The 20,813-nt window shown below is 73.7% G+C and carries 16 protein-coding genes; 12 read left to right on the forward strand and 4 right to left on the reverse strand.

From position 1 onward, the window contains the following. The first annotated feature begins 2 nt into the window (after window positions 1-2). The 4 genes from ACIP9D_RS10145 to ACIP9D_RS10160 all read left to right on the forward strand — a co-directional run bounded on the left by ACIP9D_RS10145 (window position 3) and on the right by ACIP9D_RS10160 (window position 6,190). Window positions 3-1,136, forward strand: a complete 1,134-nt coding sequence (locus ACIP9D_RS10145; RefSeq protein ID WP_350869007.1) for a hypothetical protein — start codon at window positions 3-5, stop codon at window positions 1,134-1,136. Next, window positions 1,133-2,659 (forward strand): hypothetical protein, encoded by a 1,527-nt coding sequence (locus tag ACIP9D_RS10150; RefSeq protein ID WP_350869009.1) that lies wholly within the window; start codon window positions 1,133-1,135, stop codon window positions 2,657-2,659. The genes ACIP9D_RS10145 and ACIP9D_RS10150 overlap by 4 nt, the downstream gene beginning before the upstream one ends. A gap of 427 nt (window positions 2,660-3,086) precedes the next feature. Further along, window positions 3,087-5,381 carry an EAL domain-containing protein gene (locus tag ACIP9D_RS10155; RefSeq protein WP_350869010.1) on the forward strand — a complete coding sequence of 765 codons (2,295 nt, stop codon included), beginning with the start codon at window positions 3,087-3,089 and terminating at the stop codon, window positions 5,379-5,381. Window positions 5,382-5,431: 50 nt separating this feature from the next. Next, complete coding sequence (locus ACIP9D_RS10160; protein ID WP_350869012.1) at window positions 5,432-6,190, forward strand: MerR family transcriptional regulator; 759 nt, start codon at window positions 5,432-5,434, stop codon at window positions 6,188-6,190. Between the two features lie 60 nt (window positions 6,191-6,250). Here ACIP9D_RS10160 and ACIP9D_RS10165 read toward each other — a convergent pair whose 3' ends face one another. Further along, window positions 6,251-7,519, reverse strand: coding sequence for a serine hydrolase (locus tag ACIP9D_RS10165; RefSeq protein WP_350869015.1), 1,269 nt, complete (start codon window positions 7,517-7,519; stop codon window positions 6,251-6,253). Window positions 7,520-7,653: 134 nt separating this feature from the next. On the opposite strand from ACIP9D_RS10165, the gene ACIP9D_RS10170 reads away from it, so the two are divergent. Then, complete coding sequence (locus tag ACIP9D_RS10170; RefSeq protein ID WP_350869017.1) at window positions 7,654-7,938, forward strand: antibiotic biosynthesis monooxygenase family protein; 285 nt, start codon at window positions 7,654-7,656, stop codon at window positions 7,936-7,938. Between the two features lie 126 nt (window positions 7,939-8,064). Here ACIP9D_RS10170 and ACIP9D_RS10175 read toward each other — a convergent pair whose 3' ends face one another. Beyond that, a complete protein-coding gene (locus ACIP9D_RS10175; protein ID WP_400449642.1) occupies window positions 8,065-9,618 on the reverse strand; it encodes a gluconokinase in 1,554 nt (517 codons plus the stop codon). Window positions 9,619-10,046: 428 nt separating this feature from the next. Here ACIP9D_RS10175 and ACIP9D_RS10180 point away from each other — a divergent pair, with 428 nt between their 5' ends. From ACIP9D_RS10180 to ACIP9D_RS10190, 3 genes are all read left to right on the forward strand, one after another. Next, window positions 10,047-11,213: a hypothetical protein gene (locus ACIP9D_RS10180; protein ID WP_350869020.1), complete on the forward strand. Its 1,167-nt coding sequence runs from the start codon at window positions 10,047-10,049 to the stop codon at window positions 11,211-11,213. Window positions 11,214-11,339: 126 nt separating this feature from the next. Next, window positions 11,340-13,715, forward strand: a complete 2,376-nt coding sequence (locus ACIP9D_RS10185) for an acylase (protein WP_350869023.1) — start codon at window positions 11,340-11,342, stop codon at window positions 13,713-13,715. Between the two features lie 200 nt (window positions 13,716-13,915). Next, the gene (locus ACIP9D_RS10190; protein ID WP_350869025.1) at window positions 13,916-15,061 is read left to right on the forward strand and encodes a hypothetical protein; all 1,146 of its coding nucleotides are present in this window, start codon (window positions 13,916-13,918) and stop codon (window positions 15,059-15,061) included. A 114-nt stretch (window positions 15,062-15,175) separates the two neighbouring features. On the opposite strand, the gene ACIP9D_RS10195 is transcribed toward ACIP9D_RS10190, so the two are convergent. Then, window positions 15,176-15,748, reverse strand: coding sequence for a hypothetical protein (locus ACIP9D_RS10195; protein WP_350869026.1), 573 nt, complete (start codon window positions 15,746-15,748; stop codon window positions 15,176-15,178). Window positions 15,749-15,951: 203 nt separating this feature from the next. On the opposite strand from ACIP9D_RS10195, the gene ACIP9D_RS10200 reads away from it, so the two are divergent. Both ACIP9D_RS10200 and ACIP9D_RS10205 read left to right on the forward strand, forming a co-directional pair. Further along, window positions 15,952-16,437: a hypothetical protein gene (locus ACIP9D_RS10200; RefSeq protein WP_350869027.1), complete on the forward strand. Its 486-nt coding sequence runs from the start codon at window positions 15,952-15,954 to the stop codon at window positions 16,435-16,437. 118 nt (window positions 16,438-16,555) lie between these two features. Further along, window positions 16,556-17,836 (forward strand): hypothetical protein, encoded by a 1,281-nt coding sequence (locus tag ACIP9D_RS10205; protein ID WP_350869029.1) that lies wholly within the window; start codon window positions 16,556-16,558, stop codon window positions 17,834-17,836. Window positions 17,837-17,882: 46 nt separating this feature from the next. Here ACIP9D_RS10205 and ACIP9D_RS10210 read toward each other — a convergent pair whose 3' ends face one another. Then, the gene (locus ACIP9D_RS10210; RefSeq protein ID WP_350869030.1) at window positions 17,883-18,320 is read right to left on the reverse strand and encodes a VOC family protein; all 438 of its coding nucleotides are present in this window, start codon (window positions 18,318-18,320) and stop codon (window positions 17,883-17,885) included. A gap of 138 nt (window positions 18,321-18,458) precedes the next feature. On the opposite strand from ACIP9D_RS10210, the gene ACIP9D_RS10215 reads away from it, so the two are divergent. Together ACIP9D_RS10215 and ACIP9D_RS10220 are read left to right on the forward strand one after the other, a co-directional pair. Continuing rightward, window positions 18,459-19,232, forward strand: a complete 774-nt coding sequence (locus ACIP9D_RS10215; protein WP_350869032.1) for a PPOX class F420-dependent oxidoreductase — start codon at window positions 18,459-18,461, stop codon at window positions 19,230-19,232. 228 nt (window positions 19,233-19,460) lie between these two features. Continuing rightward, entirely contained in the window at window positions 19,461-20,807 is a 1,347-nt protein-coding gene (locus tag ACIP9D_RS10220; protein WP_350869034.1) for a phosphatidylserine/phosphatidylglycerophosphate/cardiolipin synthase family protein, read from the forward strand. Window positions 20,808-20,813 lie beyond the last annotated feature (6 nt).

Here is a 20,813-nt window from a genome sequence, read left to right on the forward strand (position 1 = left end):
TCATGACGAGCAGCGAGCAGCGTCTGGCCGCGATCCGGGGCGGCGTGCCGCCCCGGCGACACAACGCCCGGACGATCGCCGCGTTGACCGGCAACCCGGGCTGCACCCGCCGGGCGGTGCTCGACGGCGCGGGGGTGGACAAGCCGAAGCTGGCCGAGCGAATCGGCTTCCCCGCGCGGTTCGGGCAGTCCCGGTTCGCCATCACCCGGGGCAACGCCTTCGAGGCGCAGGTCAAGGCCGACGGCGGCGCCGAGCTGCTGCGCCTGGTCGCCGAGCGGCTGTCGGTGGCGGTGCCGGCGACGTCGAGCTGGACGGACCTCGGCGTCGACACCGACGACGGCACCGCTGCCCGTCAACAGCGCTCCGCCGCGCTGCTGGCCGCCGCCGCGTCGACCGCGAGCGGCGACGACTCGGCCGCGCCGGACGGTGAGGACGTCGCCGCGCTCTTCGACCATCCGCTGCTCGGCTTGGACGTCGCCGGTCGACGGGTGAACCTCGAACCGGACCTGGTCGCCGCCCGGCTCGCCGGCCGGTTCCACATCGTGGAGATCAAGTCGTTCCCGGTGGTCGACGGGCAGGCCGACCCGGCGAAGGTCGCCGCCGCCGCGATCCAGTCCGCCGTCTACGTGTTGGCGCTGCGCGAGCTGCTCGCCTCCGCCGGGCACGACCCGGAGTTGGTGTCGCACGACGTGGTGCTCATCTGCCCGCAGGACTTCACCTTCCGGCCGGTGGCCAGCCTGCTCGACGTGCGCAAGCAGCTGCTGGTGCTACGCCGCCAGCTCGACCGGATGGCCCGGATCGACGACCTGCTGGACGCGGTGCCCGAGGGTTTCAGCGCCGACCCGACCGCCGACCCGGCGACCCTGACGACCGCGCTGTCGACGGTGCCGGCTCGCTACGCGCCGGAGTGCCTCGCCACCTGCGAGCTGGCGTACTTCTGCCGGCACGAGGCGCGCGGCCACACCGGGGCGCTGGGCCGCCCGGTCCGCGAGTCGCTCGGCGGGCTCGCGACCGTGGCGGAGGTGCTGGCGCTGGCTGCCGGCGAGCGCGCCCCCGAGCCGGAGCAGGCCGAGGCCGCCGCGCTGCTGCGGGCCGCCGCCCGGTTGCGCGCCGACGCCCTCGGCGTTCCGTCATGAGTACGCTGCGCGCGCTGGCGAAGGCGCAGGCGCTCGCCGCCGGGGTGGCCCAGCCGGTGGCCACCGTGCGGCATCTGCACCTGCACGAGCGGCCGCTGGTGCTGGTACCGCTGGCCATGGCCGGCGAGGCGAACGCTCCGCTCGCCGCGCTGGTCGGAGCGGCGCCCGACGAGGCCCGACTGCTGATCGTGCCGCAGCCCCGTAACCGGGACCAGCGCTTCCGGTTCGCCGCCGAGTTGGCCGCGACCGTGCTTCCGTACCTGGACGGGCATCGCGCGGTCAGCGAGGCCGTGCCGGTCGACCGGGGACGGGACGTCCGGTACCGCTACGTCGATGCGCCGCAGCTGCTGGTGCCGAACCCGGCCGGGATCAACTTCCTGCGGCTGCTCGGCCGCTCCACCCGGTTCCGTCGGGCGGACGGGGAGTACCCGGTGCACCCGTCGGTGCCGCTGCTCGGGCGCTGGCTGACCTTCTTCGCCGAGCGGGCCGAGCATCCCGGCTCGTCGGCGCTGCTGGCGATGACCGACGCGCTGACCCTGCACTGGGCGACCGGGCAGAGCGCGGTGGAGGACCTGCACCTCCCGGCGCTGCTCGGCTGGGTCGACCCGCCGCCCGGGCTCACCGGCGCCGAGGCGGCGGCCCGCGCCGAGGACCCGTCGGTCTGCCCGCCGGCCGGGCCGGTCACCGACCCCGACTTCGACAACCAGCGGCTCGCCCCGGCCATCGGCGCGTACGCCGACGCCGACGACGACCCGGCCGCCCGCGCCGAGGCGTACGCGACGCTGGAAGGGCTGCTGCGCGAGCAGCTCGCGCCCACCTGGGAGCTGATGTGGCGCGGCATCGGACTGCTGCGCGGCCTGCCACCCGGCGCCCGGGTCGAGGGTCGGTGGGCCGGCGACCGGGACGCGTTCACCGCGCACGCGGAGCACGTCGATGCCGGTGGTGGCCCGCAACCCCGCCGGGACGGGGCGGTGGCGGCGGCGGTGCGGCTGCACCGGCTGGAGCGGGCACTGACCGCTTACACCGTGCAGCGCGCCTACGACGACCCGCTGGTGATGGCCGAGCACCGGCTGACCGGTGAGGCGTTCGTCGGCGAGGTGACGCTGGCCGACCCGAAGCGGGTCGACGACAGCGGCAAACGGCCGGTGTTGCGTCCCCGGATCCAGCTGGTCACCACCGAACCGGTGCTGGTGCCGGTCGGCGCGACGCTGTACTCGCCGGCCCGGCCCGGTCAGAAGGCCCGGGTGGTCTTCCTGACCCCGGCGGCGGACGGCAAGACCGAGGTGGTGCTGGAGCTCTCCGGCGGGATGGGGCGTGGGCTGACCGCACCACCGGGCAGCGTGCCCGAGGTGGGTGAACGGCTCTGCTACACCACCCTCTCCGACGCCTTCATGCCGGCCGGCGCCTTCCCGGCCCCGGAGGAGACCCCCTGGACCCACCGCGATCCGCCGGCCCCCGGCGCACCCGGCTCGGCCTCCGCTCCCACTGCGGCTGGGGGTGACCCGGGCGAGGAGTGGGCCTGACCGCAGGGCCGGTTGGCCCGCCGGCCAGGTGGGCTACAGCCAGGCCGGGGAGGGTCCGTGGTGGGCAGCGATCGCGCTTCGCGCTCGCTGTCGAGCTGCCCCACAAATGGGCCACACCGGGTGCCGGAGCATGGGCGGGGACCACGCTGCTCCATATATGGGGCAGTTCGACAGGAGCGCGATTGACCCGTCGAGGCCGGCCGGGTTGTGCAGGGCCCGCGCTCCAGCCGGGACCGTCCGCAGGGGACAGCCGGGGGCCGGTAGGGCCGAGCGCGGGGCCGCAGTGTCGGGGACGCGACCGCCCGGAGCGCCCGGAACGCGCCGGTCGGCCCTGGCGAGGGCACCCGGGCGCTGGCTAGGCTCTCCAGGTTTGCCGGGGACCGGTCCGTCCGTCGAGGTGCCCGCACGAGAGGGAGCCGGAGCGACCGTGCCGCCGCAGGACGTGAAGCAGGCCGCCTCAACCAGCTCGGCATTGGCGACGACCGTCGTACCGACGCGGTTCGGTCGCCTCGGCCTGCTCGCCGCGGCCGGTGTCGTGCTGCTCGAGGCGGTCTGGCTGGTGGCGGCGCTGCCCGGCGCCGCCCTGGTCAGCGACCTCGGTGCGCTGCTGGTGGCCGGCTGGGCGGCGGTCGTCTGTCTGGGCGTCGCCCACCGGCACCCGGCCGCGCTGCGCCGGTTCTGGGTCCTGCTCGCCGCCACCATGGCGCTGGCCGCGCTTGGCCGGGCACTCTGGACGGTGCAGCGGCTCGTCGGTGACGAGCTGCCGCATACCCCGCTGATCGGCGCGGTCTTCACCGCCGGCATCCTCACCGGCACCGCCGCGCTGCTCTGTTCGCTCTCCGCCCCACGCACCGCGGTCGGCCGGGCCCGCACCCTGCTGGACGGGGTGATCGTCGGGTTGGCGCTGGTGCCGATCGGCTGGGTGGTGGTGTTCCGCAACGTCGCCGCGGCCGACCTGGCCGATCCGGTCCGCACCCTCGGGCTGCTCTACCCGATGCTCGACCTGATGCAGCTGACCATCCTGGTGGCGGTGGCCGGCCCGGCCCGGCCGCTGTGGCGGCCGATGAGCATCATCGCGGCCAGCCTCGCCACCCGGGCGCTCGCCGACGCCGCCTACGTGTCGCTCGCCGCGCGCGGCGACTACTTCTCCGGTCATCCGATCGACATCTGCTGGCCGATCAGTTACCTGCTGATCGCCGCCGCCACCCGGTATCCGCCGCCCCAGGAGTGCCCGGACGCCGAGGAGACGGCCGAACCGCCGTTGCAGCCGTGGTGGCGGGTGGCGCTGCCGTACCTGCCGGTCGGCGGGGCGATCGTGGCCGTGATGCTGGCCCGCCAGCCGTCCGGGCAGACCCCGAAGCTGATCTTCGTGGTCATGATGACGCTGCTCGCCGCGCTCGCGCTACGGCAGGGGTTGGCCGCCAACGAGAACCTGTGGCTGGCGGCCCGGCTGCGCCGGCTCGCGTACACCGACCAGCTCACCGGGCTGCCGAACCGGCTGATGTTCAACCGGCGGCTGCGTCGGGCGCTGCGCGACGACGGGCCGGTGGCCGTGCTGCTGCTCGACCTGGACGGGTTCAAACAGGTCAACGACCGGTTCGGGCACGCCACCGGTGACACCCTGCTCACCGGGCTGGCGGCCCGGATGCAGGCCGCAGTCGACGGCGACGGCACCATCGCCCGGCTCGGCGGCGACGAGTTCGCGGTGCTGGTGGACCGCGAGCGGCCGGTGCCGCCGGAGCGGTTGGCCGAGCGGCTGCTGGACGCGCTGCAACCCTCCGACGGGGAGGAGGACGTCGGGGTTCACCCGTCGGCGAGCATCGGCATCGCCGAGTACGGGCCGCAGCACGCGTCGCACACTGACCTGCTGCGCGACGCCGACATCGCCATGTACGCGGCCAAGGCGGCCGGGAAGTCCGCGTACCGGACCTGCACGCCGGCGCTGCGGGAGTCGGCGGTGTCCCGGGCGGAGCTGATCGCCGACCTGCGCCGGGCGGTGGACGAGGAGCAGCTGCACCTGGAGTACCAGCCGATCGTCGACCTGTCCGGCGGTGCGGTGCGCAGCGCGGAGGCGCTGGTGCGCTGGCGGCACCCCCGGCTCGGGGTGCTGCCCCCGGCCCGGTTCCTGCCGCTGGCCGAGGAGACCGGGCTGATCCTGCCGATCGACCGTTGGGTGATCCACGAGGCGTGCCGGGCCGCGGCGACCTGGCGGGACCGGGCGCCGCAGGCCACCGTGGCGGTGAACATCGCGGCCGCGCACCTGCGCCGACCGGATCTGATCGCCACGGTCACCGCGGCCACCGCCGCCGCCGGGCTGGCCCCCCGGGCGCTCACCCTGGAGCTGACCGAGTCGGCGTTGATCGAGGGCAGCGAGGCGGTGCTGGACCGGCTGCGCCAGCTGCGCGAGCTGGGCATCCGGATCGCCATCGACGACTTCGGCACCGGCTACTCGTCGCTGAGCTACCTGCACCGCATCCCGGCCACCGAGCTGAAGATCGACCGCTCGTTCGTGGCCCGGCTCGACTCGGGCGACGACCGGGCGTACGCCACGGTCGAGATGGTGACCCGGCTCGCCGGCGCGTTCGACCTGTCGGTGGTGGCCGAGGGGGTGGAGACCGAGCGGCAGCACGCGGCGGTCGCCGCGATCGGCTGCCCGCGCGGGCAGGGCTACCTGTACGGACGGCCGGATCGGGCCGCCGCGGTGGGCCAGAATCGGCCTTGACCCTCACGTAACGGCAGGCGGGAGCCTGGTTTCCGGAAGGGAGGGAAGCCATGGCGTACACGGTGGGCCAGGTGGCGAAGGTCGCCGGCGTGACGGTACGGGCGCTGCACCACTACGACGAGATCGGGTTGCTCTCGCCGAGCGGGCGCACGGCGGCCGGCTACCGCCGCTACGACGACGCGGACCTGGAGCGGTTGCAGCTCATCCGCTACTACCGGGAGCTGGGGTTCCCGTTGGAAGAGATCGCCGCGATCCTCGACGAGCCGGCGGCCGACCCGGCGGCGCACCTGCGCCGCCAGCACGAGCTGCTGACGGTCCGGATCAAGCGGTTGCAGGAGATGGTCACGGCGATCGAGTTCGCGATGGAGGCGAGCAAGATGAACATCCGGCTTACCCCGGAGGAGCGGTTCGAGGTCTTCGGGGACTTCGACCCGGACGCGCACGCCGAGGAGGCGGAGCAGCGGTGGGGCGGCAGCGACGCGTACCGGGAGTCGAACCGGCGGGTGTCGCGCTACGGCAAGGAGGACTGGCTGCGGATCAAGGAGGAGAGCGAGGACTGGGGACGGCGGATCGTCGCGCTGATGTCCACCGGCGCGCCGGCGGACAGCCCGGCGGCGATGGAGTTGGCCGAGGAGCACCGGCAGATCATCGGCCGCTGGTTCTACGAGTGTTCGTACGAGGTCCACACCGGTCTGGCCGACATGTACCTGGCCGACGAGCGGTTCACCGCGCACTACGAGAACCAGGCGCCCGGGCTGGCGGCGTACCTGCACGAGGCGATCCACGCCAACGCGATCAGCCGCGCCTGACGGGTCCCGGGCGGAACCGACACGGGCCGCGCCCCGGCGCAGGGCGCGGCCCGTTCCGCGTCACTCCTCGACCGGCTCGACCAGATAGTCGTAGACGGTGCGGGCCAGCCGGCGGACGGTCTCGTCGCCGCTGGCCATCGGGCCGGAGGTGAGGAAGGCGACCGCGACCTGCGAGCCGGGAATCAGGTAGTAGCCGACGTCGTGCGAGGCGTCCGGCAGGTCGCCGGTCTTGTGGGCCACCGGCACACCGGGCGGCAGCGCCGCCGGGATCTTGGTGTTCAGGGTCTGCTCGGCCATGAAGCCGATCATCAGGTCGCGGGTGTCCGGGCTGAGGATCTGCGCGTCCCAGACCGCGCCGAGCAGCGCCACCACGTCGTCCGGGCTGGTGTAGTTCTCCTCGCCGCGCATGGCGGCCTCGGTGTCGAGCATCTTGCGGGCCAGCACGGTCTCCCGCTGGTTCATCGAGTCGATCAGCGCGTTGACCGGGGCGAAACCGCCCAGGTAGTCGATCAGCACGTTCGCCGCCGTGTTGTCGCTGTACTTGATCATGTATTGGGCGAGCCGGTACAGGGTGACCACCTGCGGGAAGTCCTCGTACTGCAGCTCGCCGGTGCCGTCGACCACGTCGGCGGGGGCGACCAGCACACCGTCGTCCAGCGACACCTGGCCGCAGTCCACCCGGCGCAGCAGCTCGACGAGGATCCACAGCTTGATCACGCTGGCCGCCTTCGGGCGGAGCGTGCCGTTCACCGCGATCTGCTGGTCGCCGTACCGGCCGGAGAGGTCGCGGACGGTCGCCCCGGCCGGGTTGGCGGTGGAAGCGTCCACGACCTGCTGGAGCTGCCCGGCGAGGGGGAGCAGCCGGCGGCCGGCGATCGGGTCGGTGGGCGGCTGCGGCTCGGTGACCACGTCGCCGACCAGCCCCTGCGGCTCGGCGTCGGGCCGGGTCACCTCGACGATGCCCCGGGTGCGGCCGACCAGCGGTACGTCGTAGGCGTAGGTCGTACCGTCGACGGTGACCTCGCCGCTGGCCAGCCGGCCGTCGACGCGCATCTCCGGGTCGGCGACCCGGCCGGTGTCGCCGTCGCAGGCCCGGTAGCGCACGGTGCGCGTCTCGCTGTCGACGGAGAAGACCCCGCCGGGGAAGGCCAGCCAGGCGAGGGTGCTGGCCGCCGGTCGCGGCGCGGCGGGCTCGGGTCCGCCGCCGTCGGCCGCCGCCGGCCCGGCGGCCAGCAGCGCGAGCGCGACGCCCGCGGCGGCCAGCTTGATCGGGGGTACGCGGCGCGCCGGGCGTCGGGAAGATGAGGGCTTCTTGTCGGTTTTCTTCACGTTTGTACGATAAGAAGTGGGCGGGGCGGGTGCTGCCTCCGACGAAGGCGTCACCCGTCCGGGTGCGGCGGCGGCGCGGAACCGCCGGCACGCGGGATCATCGCCGGAGTCATCGACATCACCGGAGGTCCACAGTGCTCATCGTCGCCGGCAGTCTCTACGTCGACTCCGCCGGGCGGGACGCCTACCTGGCCAGCTGCCTGGACACCGTGCGCCAGGCCCGCTCCGCGCCCGGCTGCGTCGACTTCGCGATCAGCCCCGACCCGGTCGAGCCGGGGCGGATCAACGTCTACGAGCGTTGGGAATCCGAGGAGCAGCTACTGGCCTTCCGTGGCGCGGGCCCGGCCGAGGAGCAGACCGTGGCGATCCTCGGCGCCGAGGTCCACCGTTACCTGATCTCCGCCGTCTCGGCCCCGTAGCCCCCGGTGCCGCGCCCGTCGATCATGGACTTGTGGTGGGCATTGTGCGGGTGTTCGCGCCTTTGGTGAAGCACCACAACTGCATGATCGACGTGAGCCTTGGGGGGCGTGGGCATCGGCGGTCCGTTACATGGGGGGTGGGGTCGGCGTGGGTTCTGGGGGGAGGTTCGGGGCCAGGCGGCGTAGTGAGGTGAAGGTGGGCACCAGCGCGTCGTACAGCTCGGCGAAGAGGGGCAGGAGCGTGGCGTAGGTGGCGGCGGCGGCCGGATCGGGTCGGATGGTCTCCTCGATGTGGACCAGGTCGTCGGCCACGTCGATGGAGGTGATCAGGCCGAGGGCCTGCATGCCGAGCACCGCGGCGCCGAAGCTGGAGCCCTCGTGGCCGCCCGGGAAGCTCACCGGTACGCCGAGCACGTCGGCGAGCATCTGCCGCCACAGTCCGCTGCGGGCGAACCCGCCGCTGGCCCGGATCTCCCGGACCTCGTTGCCGGCGGAGCGGACCGAGGCGAGCACCACCGCCAGCTGCTGGCAGACCCCCTCCAGCGCGGCCCGGATCAGGTGCTCGCGGCGGTGCCCGTGGGTCAACCCCACGTACGCGCCGCGGGGCAGCGCGCTCCAGTGCGGCGCGCGCTCGCTCAGCAGGTACGGCAGCATGATCAGCCCGCCCGAGCCGACCGGAGCGCGGGCGGCCAGCGCCAGCAGCTCCGGCTCGGCGTGCGCGCCGAGTTCCGGGGCGAGCGCCTCGCCGGCCCAGTGCAGCACGATGCCGCCGTTGTTGATCGCGCCACCGACCACCCAACGGTCCTCGGTCAGCGCGTAGCAGAACACCCCGCCGAGCGGGTCCACGTTGGGGCGCTCGACCATCACCCGCATCGCACCGCTGGTGCCGATCGAGCAGGCCACCATGCCGGGATGCACCGCGCCGAGCCCGAGGTTGGCCAGCGGGCCGTCGCCGGCGCCGACCACCACCGGGATGCCCTCGGGCAGGCCGGTGGCCGCGGCGGCCTCGGCGGTGAGGCCGGACAGCACGGTGGTGGTGGACACGAGCTGCGGCAACTGCTCCTCGGTGATGCCGGCGACGGCCAGCGCCTCGGTGTCCCACTCCAGCTGCTGGATGTCCATCAGGCCGGTGGCCGACGCGAGCGAGTGGTCGGTGACCAGCACCTCGCAGAGCCGCAGGAGCACCCAGTCCTTGATGCCCACCCAGTGCGAGACCCGTTCGAAGAGCTTCGGTTCCTGCTCGGCGAACCAGAGCAGCTTCGGCAGCGGGGCCATCGGGTGCACCGGCGTGCCCGTGCGTCGGTGCAGGGCCAGTCCGGACGGTACGGCGCGCAGCCGCTCGGCCTGCCGGCTGGAACGGGAGTCGGCCCAGGTGATCGACGGGGTGATCGGGTTGCCGTCGGCGTCGAGGCCGATCAGGCTGTGCATCGCGCTGCCGAACGAGAGCCCGGCGACCGAGCGGTCCAGCTCGGCGACGGTCACCCGAATCGACTCCAGCACCGCGTCGAGGATCCGCTGCGGGTCCTGCTCGGCGTACCCGGGTTGCGGCTCGTCGAGGGGATAGCCGACGGAGTGGGTGGCGAGCTGGCGGCCCCGCGTGTCGTAGGCGACCGCCTTGGTGCTGGTGGTGCCGATGTCGACGCCGATCACCACGCCCCGGGATTCGCCCGAGCCGGCCACGACGCTCACCCCCTCGCGCCGGACCGGCGGGCCGCCACCCGGCTGCGGGTGACGTTACCGAGACAGCCGGCTCCCCGTACGGCGATCACGGGCCTCGGTGGTTGCCGAAGGGTTGAGCGAAAATACGGCGACGGTCGTTGGATTCGCAAATAGCGCCGATCTCCCCGAGATTGTTACATCGCGGAATGTGGAACGCGCTATTTCATGTTACGCGTATTCGCGCTATTGAGACAGTTGGGCAGTTTGGAGCGCAGCGTGCCTGGCAGGGACCCCGGGAAACTGCGACGACAATATGCTCCCCGACGGATCCCTTCCGCTGTCAATAGACGTAGGTAAATAGTCATCTCCCCATTCCCGGTCGACGTGCGAAGCGCAGTTCAGGAATGGGGCTGCCGCGGAGTCGCGGCTGCGCCACCACTGGGGGACACATGGCGGTCGTCGTAGTGCTGGATATCGATGAAACTCTGCGCGAGCAGCACAGCCTGACGATCGAAGTCCGTTCGGACGACGCCGGTGTCCCCGTCGCGATGGCCGCGCTCCGGCAGGCCCTGCTCCGGCTCGAAGCGACGGGAGCCGGCGGGGAGCCGGTGGGCCCGGCCTTCGTCTCGTCACCGATCGCCCTGCCCGGCGCGCAGCTTCTCGTGGTCGACCTCGGCCCACTGCCCGCGGAGCATGTCCTCGCCATACCGGAGCTGCTGGCCCGGCAACTGCGCGACGCCGGCGTGCGGGACGCGCTGATCTCGGTGGCCCGACGCGGCCCGAGCCACGACATCGAGGAGTTCGGCCTGTCCGCCCGGGCCTACCTGCGCGGGCCGCTCGGTGCGCCGTTCGGCGACGCCCCGTGCCAGCTGCCCCCGCCCCTGCTGGGCGTGGCGCTCGACTGGTTGCACGCCGAGCGCGGACCCACGGACGAGCTGAGCGCCGTCGTGCTCGGCGTGCGGGTTCCGCTCATCGCCGAGGGGGCCGGCTCGGCCACCGCCGCCGTACTGGGCACCCTACCGACGGCGATCACGATGACTCTGCTCGCCGGCGACCTCACCGACCGGCTGGTGGCCGCGACCGTCGGCGGCTACCACGACGTGCTGCCGGCGGCGGCGTTCACCGTCACGCCGGACCGCGCCGGCCCTGCCGACGCCGGCGAGCTGGCCGGGCCGATGCACCGGCTGCGCGACAAGCTGCACGCGTGCAGCGGATTTCTGGTCTGGGGCGGAGTGGACGCCGAGCCGGACAGCCGTCGGGTGGCCACGCCACAGTGGTCGCAGCGGCTTGCGAGCGACGGGAAACCGGTGACCCGGCGGCCCGGGGTGGAGATGCTCGCGGATGCGCTCGTCCCCGACGCCATGTGGTACCAGATCCTCTCCGCCGGGCACCTCGACCGGCTCGGCGGCCTGCCACCCGGAGCGACGCCGCTGCCCGGCCGGCGGGCCGAGTTGACCATCGGGGACGCCGAGCAGTGGCTGCCGGGCCACCCCGACGCCCTCGCGGTCCGCGCCCGGGGCCGCGAGCTGCTCGCCGGCTGCCTGGTCGACGAGGCGCAGGCGTGGGCGATGGCGGCCGCCCGGATCCGCCGCGCCACGCCGCCCGCCGGCCGTTGACCGCAACGGGCAGGACGGTCGGCGCAACAGGGGTGTACGGGGCGCCGTGACGGCGACGAGAATGCCGATCAACGTGAATGTCCCTCGGTCGACGGCGTCCGGGGGACGCGACGGGGGGAGGACGCGGTGAAAGCATCAGCACGCCTCGGCGCGGCGGTGACCGCCCTGGGGCTGGTCGTGGCCGGGCTCGGTGCGGCCCCGGCCGGCGCGCACCAGCGCGACCGCGGCTACTCGGCCGAGATCCGCCGAGCGTCCTACGGTGTTCCGCACATCACCGCCACGAACTTCGCCAGCCTCGGCTTCGGCGTCGGATATGTGCAGGCCGAGGACAACCTCTGCGTCATCGCCGAGAAGGTGGTGACGGTCAACGCCGAGCGGTCCCGCTACTTCGGCGCCACCGGTCCGACCGACGCGAACGTGCGCAGCGACCTGTTCTTCCGCAAGGCCATCGACGACCGGACGGTGCAGCGGCTGCTCGACGGCCGCCGCGACGGCGTGCACTCCCCTTCCGACGACGTCCGCGACCAGATCCGCGGCTTCGTCGCCGGCTACAACTCCTACCTGCGCCGCACCGGCGCGGCGAAGCTCACCGACCCGGCGTGCCGGGCCAAGCCGTGGGTCCGCCCGCTGACCGAACTGGACATCTGGCGTACCACCTGGGCCAGCATGGTCCGGGCCGGCTCGCGGGCGGTGCTCGACGGGATCGTCGCCGCCGCCCCGCCCACCGCCACCGGCCCGGCCGCCGCGCAGGACGCGCCCGGCGCCGCCGCGGTGCTCGCCGCCTCCGACGGCGCCCCCGCCGGGGTGGGCAGCAACGCGTACGGGCTGGGCGAGGCGGCGACCGCCAACCGGGGCGGGATGGTGCTGGCCAACCCGCACTTCCCTTGGGACGGCGCGGAGCGCTTCTACCGGATGCACCTCAAGGTGCCCGGCCGCTACGACGTGGAGGGCGCCGCGCTGATCGGCGACCCGATCGTCGAGATCGGGCACAACCGCACCCTCGCCTGGAGCCACACCGTCTCCACCGCCCGCCGGTTCGTCTGGCACCGCCTCGCGCTGGTGCCCGGCGACCCCACCTCGTACTACGTCGACGGCAAGGCACGGAAGATGACCACCCGCACGGTCACCGTCCAGGTGCCCGGCCCGAACGGCGGCACCGTGCCGGTCAGCCGGACCTTCCACGACACCCACTTCGGGCCGGTCGTGGTGGTGCCCGGCACCTTCGACTGGACCGCCGGCAGCGCGTACGCCATCACCGACGTCAACGCCACCAACAACCGGGCCTTCGACGGCTGGCTGCAGATGGGTCGCGCCGGGACGGTGCGCGAGTTGAAGCGGGTGCTCGACCGCTACCAGTTCCTGCCCTGGGTCAACGTGATCGCCGCCGACTCCCGCGGCGAGGCGCTCTACGCCGACCACTCGGTGGTGCCCCGGGTGACCGACGCGCTCGCCGCCGCCTGCATCCCCGCCGCGTTCCAGCCGCTCTACGCCAGCAGCGGCCAGGCCGTCCTGGACGGCTCCCGGTCGGCCTGCGCGCTCGGCGCCGACCCGGACGCCGCGGTGCCGGGCATCCTCGGCCCGGCGAACCTGCCGGTGGCCATCCGCGGCGACTACGTCACCAACTCCAACGACAGCTACTGGCTGGCCAACCCCCAGGCCCCGCTGGAGGGCTACTCGCGGATCATCGGCGACGAACGGACCCCGCGCAGCCTGCGTACCCGGCTCGGCCTCGACCAGGTGCAGCAGCGCCTGGCCGGTACCGACGGGCTGACCGGGCGCGGGTTCACCGCCGACCGGCTGTGGCAGACCGTGTTCGGCAACCGGGCGTACGGCGGCGAACTGGTCCGCGACGACCTGGTCGCGCTCTGCACCGCGCAGCCCACCGGCACCGCCACCAACGGCGCGACCGTCGACCTGCGCGCCGCCTGCGCCGCGCTGGCCCGCTGGGACCTGCACGTCGACCTGGACAGCCGCGGCGCGCACCTGTTCACCGAGTTCGTCCTGGCCGGCGGGCTGCGCTTCGCCGACACCTTCGCGGTGACCGACCCGGTGCGCACCCCGCGCCGGCTCGCCAGCGCCGACCCGAGGGTCCGCACCGCGCTCGCCGACGCCGTGCAGCGCCTCGCCGGCGTCCCGCTCGACGCCCGGCTCGGCGACGTGCAGACCGAACCGCGCGGCGACAGGCGCATCCCGATCCATGGCGGACGCGCCGAGGCCGGCGTCTTCAACATGATCGTCAACAACCTGGTGCCCGGCATCGGCTACCCGAAGGTGGTGCACGGCTCGTCCTTCGTGATGGCCGTCGAGCTGGGCCCGCACGGGCCGTCCGGGCGACAGATCCTGACCTACTCCCAGTCCACCAACCCGAACTCCCCCTGGTACGCCGACCAGACCGCGCTCTACTCCGGCAAGGGCTGGGACACCATCAAGTACACCGAATCGCAGATCAAGGCCGACCCGAACCTGCGCACCTACCGGGTGGGCGAGGGCCGCCGGCACTGAACCGCCGGCCCTCGAGCGGCCGGGCTCGCTGCGGGCCCGGCCGCTGCCGGAAGCTGAATCGACGCACCAGTACCCCCCAATCGTCCAAATTGCTCCACTGTTCGGGTGGTTCGCCCCCGGACAGCGTCTCCCCGCCGGTCGCCGCCGGAGTTAACCCGAGTGACACCCCGGTTGGTGGCCTGCGCGGCGAAGGAGTCGGCGTGGCAAGGACTGATTCGACGGGTTCCACATGGCGGTACCGGTGGGCGCACCGGCAGAACGAGCGCCGACACCGGACGTTCCGCAGCGCCGAGAGCGCCTGGCGGCGGCGCGACGACGACCTGCGTCGGCTACGCGCCCGCGCCGCCGACTTCCAGGGCTCCCCGGCCGCCGGCGCCGGCCTCCCGCTGGAGCTCGCCCCGGACGAGGCGGTGCTCTGGGTGCTGCCCGCCGCGCAACTGGTCGAGGTGCGGCACACCGCCGTGCTGCCCGCGCCGGACCTGACCGTCCATCCGGAGGCCGCGCCGCTGCGCCCGCGCCGCCCGGACGGGGTCCGGGTCACCGACGCCGGAATGGCCGTGATCACCAGCCGCCGCCTGGTCCTGCTCGGCGGGCGCGGCCGGCGCGACTGGGCGTACGGGAAGATGACCGGGCTGGCCCACGACCCGGCCGCGCCGGTCACCCTGATCCAGGTGCTGGACCGGCGTCGCACCTCCGGGCTGCTGCTGCCCGCCGACGCGGCGGCCGACTTCCGGTTCATGCTGACCCTGGCGTTCGCCGACGCGATCGAGCAGCGCGGCGCGGTGCTCGCCCAGCTCGACGACCTGATCGCCGAACACGCCCAGCTGAAGCCGTTCCGGCCGGCGGTCGCCACCCCGGGGCAGGCTCGGATCTCGGCGCGGGTGCCCGGCGGTCGGCGTACCGTCGCGGTCGCCGCGGCCGTCGCGCTGCTGGTGCCCGCCGCGCTGATCGAATCCGGCCCGTCCGACCCGGCCGGCGAGCGGGCCGCCGCGGCCACCCCCGCGTCCAGCCCGAGCGGCGTCCCGGCGCTGATCCATCCGGCGGCCCCGACGCCCGCACCGGCCAAGCCGAAGCCGAAGCCGAAGCGGACCACCACGCCGTCGCCGACGCCGAGCGCCGAGCAGCGCTGCGGGGCCCCGGCCAACCCGATGGGGTACGACTTCTGCGGCGGTAACCGGATCCGTAAGCCGGCCGTCGAGATCTGCGACCACTTCGACTGCGCCCAGGAGTTCTGGGCCGGCCGGGGCTACCTGGTGCAGTGCCGCGACGGCGTGCTCAGCCTGACCGGTGGCCGCCGGGACGCCTGCGCCGAGCACCGGGGCGTGCGCCGCACCGTCTGGACCTGACCTTCTCCACCCGCCACCGGCTGTCGTTGCCGGCCCGCACCGCGGGCTGGCGGTGCGGGCTGTCGTCGTCGGTCCGCACCGCGAGGTGGTGGTGCCGGCAGTCGTTGCCCGACCTCACCGCGCGGTGTCGGGTCGTAGCGGGAGCAGGCCGGCGAGGATGAGCGCGCCGCCGACCGGCAGCAGGTCGAGGTTGACGGCGAGCGCGACGAAGCCGAGCAGGACCAGGGGTGGAGACCAGCGCGGCAGCCGGCGCGGCCGGGCGGTGGCGGCCTGGACCAGCAGCGTCAGCAGGCCGAGTTGGAACAGCAGCGGCCCGATCAGGAAGAGCGGATCCGGCAGCGGCGCCGCGTCGGCGAACCCGGCGAAGAGGTCACCGAGGATCACCCAGAGGAAGGCCGCCGCGCCGAGCAGCGTCGCCGCCGTTGCCGCGTCGGTGAGCGCCCGCCGGCGGGGCGTGCTGGCCAGCAGCATCCGCCGCAGCTGCACCGCGAGGGCGGCGAAGAGGGCGATCGAGACGAAGAAGAGGCTGTGGCCGATGTTCCAGGCCCAGCCCGGCCCGTGGTCGCCGTCGAGGCCGTCGACGAGCCGGCAGATGCCGTAGAGCAGGAGCAGCGCCGGGGCGGCGACGGCGACCATCCGTACCGCGGGAAGGCTCGGCCCGGCGGCCCGGGCATCGGTGGCGATCATTTCTCCAGCCTGGCAGTCGGCCGGCGGCCTGCCATCGGGGTCTCCCCGCAGCCCACCCGGATCCGCCACCCCGAGCGTCTCGGGGCCGACCGGGGGGTCGCGGTTACCCGGTGGCGCGTCGGCTCGGGCCGTGGTCCATGATCAGACTCACAGTGCGCCTGGTTCCTGCCCGGTTAATGCCTTTTGTCCGAGATGATAGTTGTATGGAGATGCGCTCCGACGATGGCGCACGGCTGCGGATCCGGCCGGTCGGTTACCAGCCGGGCGTCGAGCCGCCGGTCGATCCCGACGAGGCGGCGGACTGGGATGACTGGTTGCTGATCGAGGCGGATGCCCGTACCGCCGACGGGCAGGCCTGGTCCCGCTGCGATCCCTGCCTGACCACCGCCGAGGCCGGGATGCTGGCCGACTGGCTGCGGTTGCAGGCCGATCTGGCGGCAGACCCGTCGATGCTGCCGGCGGTGCTGCGCTTCACCGAGCCGAACCTGGCGTTCCGCACCCGGGTCATCCGGCGTCGGCGGGTGGAGTTGACGGTCGAGTTCTCCTACGAGTCGCTGCCGCCGTGGATGCGCCGGCCGCTGAGCGCGGTGTACCGACTGCCGCTGACCCTCTCGACCGACGCCCTGGCCGTGGCCGCCGAGCAGTGGGCGCGGGAGGTCGAGGCGTACCCGCAGCGGGTGATCTCCTAGCCGCGGTCCGGGCGGATCGGGACAGATTGGCGCAGGCCAATTCTCTCTTATCGGGAACAAAGGGAAGCATCGATCCCTCGCGCGTGTCCTGTCACGAACGCGAGCTGTTGTACCGCGTGTGACCACCACATCACCCGGCACAGTTGCCCTGGCCACGGCCGGCCCCGGCTGGCGGATCGCGTGGGCGGACCGCGAGAACGAGCGACGCCGGCGCGCCCACCTCGCCGACGTCGACCAGTGGCGCCGCCGCGCCGACGAGCTGACCCGGCAGCGGATCGAGGCCGAGAGCTTCCTCGGCTGCACCCAGCCCCGCACCGGGCTGCCGGTGACGCTCGACGACGACGAACTCATCTATCGGGTCCTGCCCACCGCCGAGCTGGTCGAGGCCGTCGCCCGGCACGTACCCGGACTGCCCGCGCCGGCGCTGAGCGTCGGGCCCCCCGGCACGACCGGCCGGGCGCTGCCCCGAGGCCTGCGGGTCGTCGACGCCGGCATCGCCGTGGTCACCAACCACCGCGTCGCCTTCGCCGGCCGCGAACGCCGGCGCGAATGGCGGTACGCGGACCTGACCGGCCCCGCCCACCACCCCGACGTGCCACTGACCCTGCTGCACACCGCCGACCCGGGCCGGCTCGCCGGGCTGCTGGTGCCGGCGAACACCGCGGCGAACACCCGCTTCTACCTCACCCTCGCGGTCGCCGCCGCCGACGGCAAACGCGCCGACGTCACCGCGGAACTCGACACGCTCACCGCGGCCCACCAGCGCAACCAACCCGCACCGCCACCACCGGCTCAACCGCACCAGGCGCCGCTGAGCGCGCTACGACCCGAGCGACGTGCGACCGCAGCCGCCGTCGCCGCGCTGGCCTTCGCCACGCTGAGCGCCGGCGCGTACGGCTCGGAGCAGGACGGCCCGACGTACCGGATCGGGGCGGGCGACGTCGCCGTGAACACCGACGCACCGGCGGGAATCGGCGCCCTCATCCCGGACCTGGTGCCCCAGCCCGGCTGGCCCGTCCCGGCCACGCCCCCGCCGGGAACCGGACCGCTCGCGCCGCCGATCACCGCCGACGCGCCGGCCGGACCGGCAGGGTCGGAGCCGACCGCTGCGCCGGTGGCCCCGCCGCCCGGCGCGGCGTCCCGCCCCGGCGCCCCCGCCGGGCCGAGCGCCGCACCAGTGCCGCCCACCGCACCGGCACCGCCTACCGTGGTGGCTCCGCCGGCCCCCACCGGGGCACCGACGACCACGGCCCCCGCCCCGAGCAGCCCGCCACCGACCACGGCGCCCGCGCCGACGACACCGCCGCCGTCGCCGGATGCCCAACTGCTCACCCTCTGCCTGGACCCGCTCAAGCTCCCGCTGCTGGACCGGCTCCTCTGCCCACCCACCGACGGCTGAGGATTCCCGGCCGCGCTGGTGCCGTGCCGGCCCGTTGCCGCGCCGGTCAGTCGGTGGTTCCGAAGTCGGGGAGGGTGAGGCTGCCATCCGCGCCGAGCGGGATGGCGGGGTTCCAGGCGATCTCCCAGACGTGGCCGTCCGGGTCGGCGAAGCAGCCCGCGTAACCGCCGTAGAACGTTTCCGTGGCCGGCCGGGTCACCTCGGCCCCCGCCGCGCCCGCCGCCGCCAACAGTTCGTCGACCTCGCCGCGGGACCGGACGTTCTGCGCCAACGTCATCCCGCCGAAGCCGCCGCCTCCCGGGTCGTCGATGCCGGCGTCGGCGGCCAGCTTGTCGCGCCCCCACAGCACCAGGGCCAGGCCGCCGGCCTGGAAGAAGACGGTCTCCTCGACCTCCTGGCCGCGCCAGCCCAACCGTTCGTAGAAGGCCCGGGCGCGCGGCAGGTCGGCGACGCCGAGGGTGACCAGACTGATCCGCTGCTCCATCCACGTAACCTAACCGCCGCCCACGCCGGAGCGTGGCAGCCGGCCCCGACGCTGTCGCCGGCCGGGTCGCGGACGAAGGCCGGGTGTGACGTGGAACGACCCGGGTCACACCGCCGCAGGCTGCGGCGTCTCGCTGGCATGAGACATACGATCCGGGCCGTCATCGGCCTGCTCGGCCTGCTCGCCGTCGCGGTCGGAGTGGTCGCGCTGCTCGCACCGTCCGCGTTCGCCTCGGCCGTCAACTTCCCACCGCACCGGCACTTCGTGCACGACATCGGCGCGTTTCAGCTCGGCATCGGGGTGACCCTGCTGCTGGCCATCATCTGGGCCGACGGGTTCACCGTGGCCCTGGCCGGATATCTGGTCGGCAGCATCGCGCACACGGTGGTGCACGTCGCCGACCGGAACCTCGGCGGCGCCACCGGGCAGACGGTGATCATCGGAGTCTCGTCGGTGCTCGCCGCCGTGGCCCTGGTCGAGCGGTGGCGCGAGCTGGGCTGGATCCTCGGCCCGGTGGAGCCGGGCAGCTCGCCGCAGTGGGCGCCGTTCAGCCGGCAGAAGACCATCGCGCTCACCACGTTCCGCCGCGACGGCACCCCGGTCGCCACCCCGGTCAGCATCGCCGTCCGCGGCGAACGTGCCTACGTGCGCAGCTACCAGCGGGCCTGGAAGACCCGGCGGATCCAGCGGAACCCCGCCGTCACCGTGGCCGCCGCCACCGGGCGCGGCACGCCCACCGGCCCGGCCGTGCGGGCCACCGCCCGCCAACTGATCGGTGACGAGTACGCCACCGCGCGGCGGGCGCTGCGCCGCAAGTACCCGCTGCTGCACGGGGTGCTGGTGGCGCTGACGCACCGGCTCGCCCGGCGCAGGACCGGCCGGACCGTGCACTTCGAGCTGCGCATCGAGTGACCGCCGGCCGACCGGTCCCTGCACTCTCCTTCCACAGCGCTTCCACCGCCACCTGGCAGCGTCGACGTCAGCCCGGGAAGGTGCACCGCAACGCACCTCGCCCGACCACCCACCGACCGACGGCTGGCTTGTGCGGCCCGCGCCGATGCCCGATCAGGAGCACCGGTGGCGGCACCACACGCTGACGGGGGCCAGCCGCCGGCCAGGAGCACGGGGAAGGACTGTCCGATGCAGTACGAGTCGCTGGGGAGAACGGCAGGAAACAGCACCGCCCGAAGGAGAAGGACACCGCTGCTGCGCGGCCTCGCCGTGGCGGCCGTCGCGGTGACGTCGCTGTCGATGGCGGTGACCCCGGCCAGCGCGGCCAGCACCGAGGCTGCCGCACCGGCCGCCGCCGCGGCGGTGGTGCCCATCGCCGCCTCAGAGGTCCGCAACTACGCCTGGTTCAACAACAAGACCGACGCCGACATGCACGGCGGAGTCGTGGCACACGTGGCCCGGCTGATCAACGCCGCGCCGACCGGGGCGACGCTCTCGCTCACCCTCTACTTCTTCAACCGCCCGGAGATCGTCACTGCCCTGCGCGGTGCCGCCGAGCGGGGCGTTCGGGTGCGGATCGTCATCAACGGCAGCCAGGTCGGCACCGCCCACTACAACGCGCTGAAGGCGATCCCGGCCATCACGCTGGTGGAGTGCGGCGAGCGGCGACCCGACAAGCAGTCGACCCGCGGTTGCGCGACCAGCCGCACCGGTGCGACGCCGCTGACCAACCCGCCCCTGATGCACAACAAGTTCATGACCATCTCCAGCGTGCAACTGGTCGGCGGTGGCACGGCCCGCAACGTCCTCTACGTCGCGTCGGCCAATCTGGATTACTACCGCGCGTACGAGAACGCCATCACCATCAGCAACGCGGGCCTCTACTCGGCCTACCTGAGCTACTTCAACGCCCTGATGCGCTATGGCAACTCGGGGCGCAACAACCCCAACCTGGGCAGCACGACGGCCGTCGGCGACCACCGCGTCTACACCTTCCCCCGCCGGGAGGCGGCCGGGCGTAAGCCGGGCGGCGCCAGCAACGACCCGGTCGTCAGCCTGCTGAAGGCGACGAACTGCTCCGGCGGGACCCGCATCGACCTGGCCAACTTCCGGATCCAGCGTGCCGCGGTGGTGACCGAATTGAAGGCCGCCCGGAGTCGGGGCTGTCAGGTCAGGATCGTCACCGGCGCCACCTCGGGCCGGCCGCACGACGCGGGCGCCCCGATGCGGGCACTGGTGGACCTCGCCCGGGCGATGCCGGTGCACCTGTGCGGCTACACCGCGGCCGGCGGCGTACCCATGCACGAGAAGTTCATGATCGTGCGCCGTGGCGCCCAGTCCACGCTCTACGTGGGCAGCCACAACCTGACCTACCGTGCGCTGCGGCAGAACGACGAGAACATCCTGGCGCTGCGCAACCACCCGCTGAACGTGCCGTTCCAGCAGCGCTTCGACTCGCACTACAGCACGTGCCTGCCGTGGACGCCGCCCGCCAACGCCGCGGCTGACGCCCCGGACACCGACGACCTCGACTAGCGGCCA

Source organism: Micromonospora sp. NPDC093243 (assembly GCF_044753725.1).
GTDB lineage: Bacteria > Actinomycetota > Actinomycetes > Mycobacteriales > Micromonosporaceae > Micromonospora.

Bases quoted from the DNA above. Each gene is read 5' to 3' on its own strand.
- ACIP9D_RS10145 (WP_350869007.1), top strand. From the start codon at position 3: ATGACGAGCAGCGAGCAGCGTCTGGCCGCGATCCGGGGCGGCGTGCCG.
- ACIP9D_RS10150 (WP_350869009.1), top strand. From the start codon at position 1,133: ATGAGTACGCTGCGCGCGCTGGCGAAGGCGCAGGCGCTCGCCGCCGGG.
- ACIP9D_RS10160 (WP_350869012.1), top strand. From the start codon at position 5,432: ATGGCGTACACGGTGGGCCAGGTGGCGAAGGTCGCCGGCGTGACGGTA.
- ACIP9D_RS10180 (WP_350869020.1), top strand. From the start codon at position 10,047: ATGGCGGTCGTCGTAGTGCTGGATATCGATGAAACTCTGCGCGAGCAG.
- ACIP9D_RS10195 (WP_350869026.1), bottom strand. From the start codon at position 15,748: ATGATCGCCACCGATGCCCGGGCCGCCGGGCCGAGCCTTCCCGCGGTA.
- ACIP9D_RS10200 (WP_350869027.1), top strand. From the start codon at position 15,952: ATGGAGATGCGCTCCGACGATGGCGCACGGCTGCGGATCCGGCCGGTC.
- ACIP9D_RS10210 (WP_350869030.1), bottom strand. From the start codon at position 18,320: ATGGAGCAGCGGATCAGTCTGGTCACCCTCGGCGTCGCCGACCTGCCG.
- ACIP9D_RS10215 (WP_350869032.1), top strand. From the start codon at position 18,459: ATGAGACATACGATCCGGGCCGTCATCGGCCTGCTCGGCCTGCTCGCC.
- ACIP9D_RS10220 (WP_350869034.1), top strand. From the start codon at position 19,461: ATGCAGTACGAGTCGCTGGGGAGAACGGCAGGAAACAGCACCGCCCGA.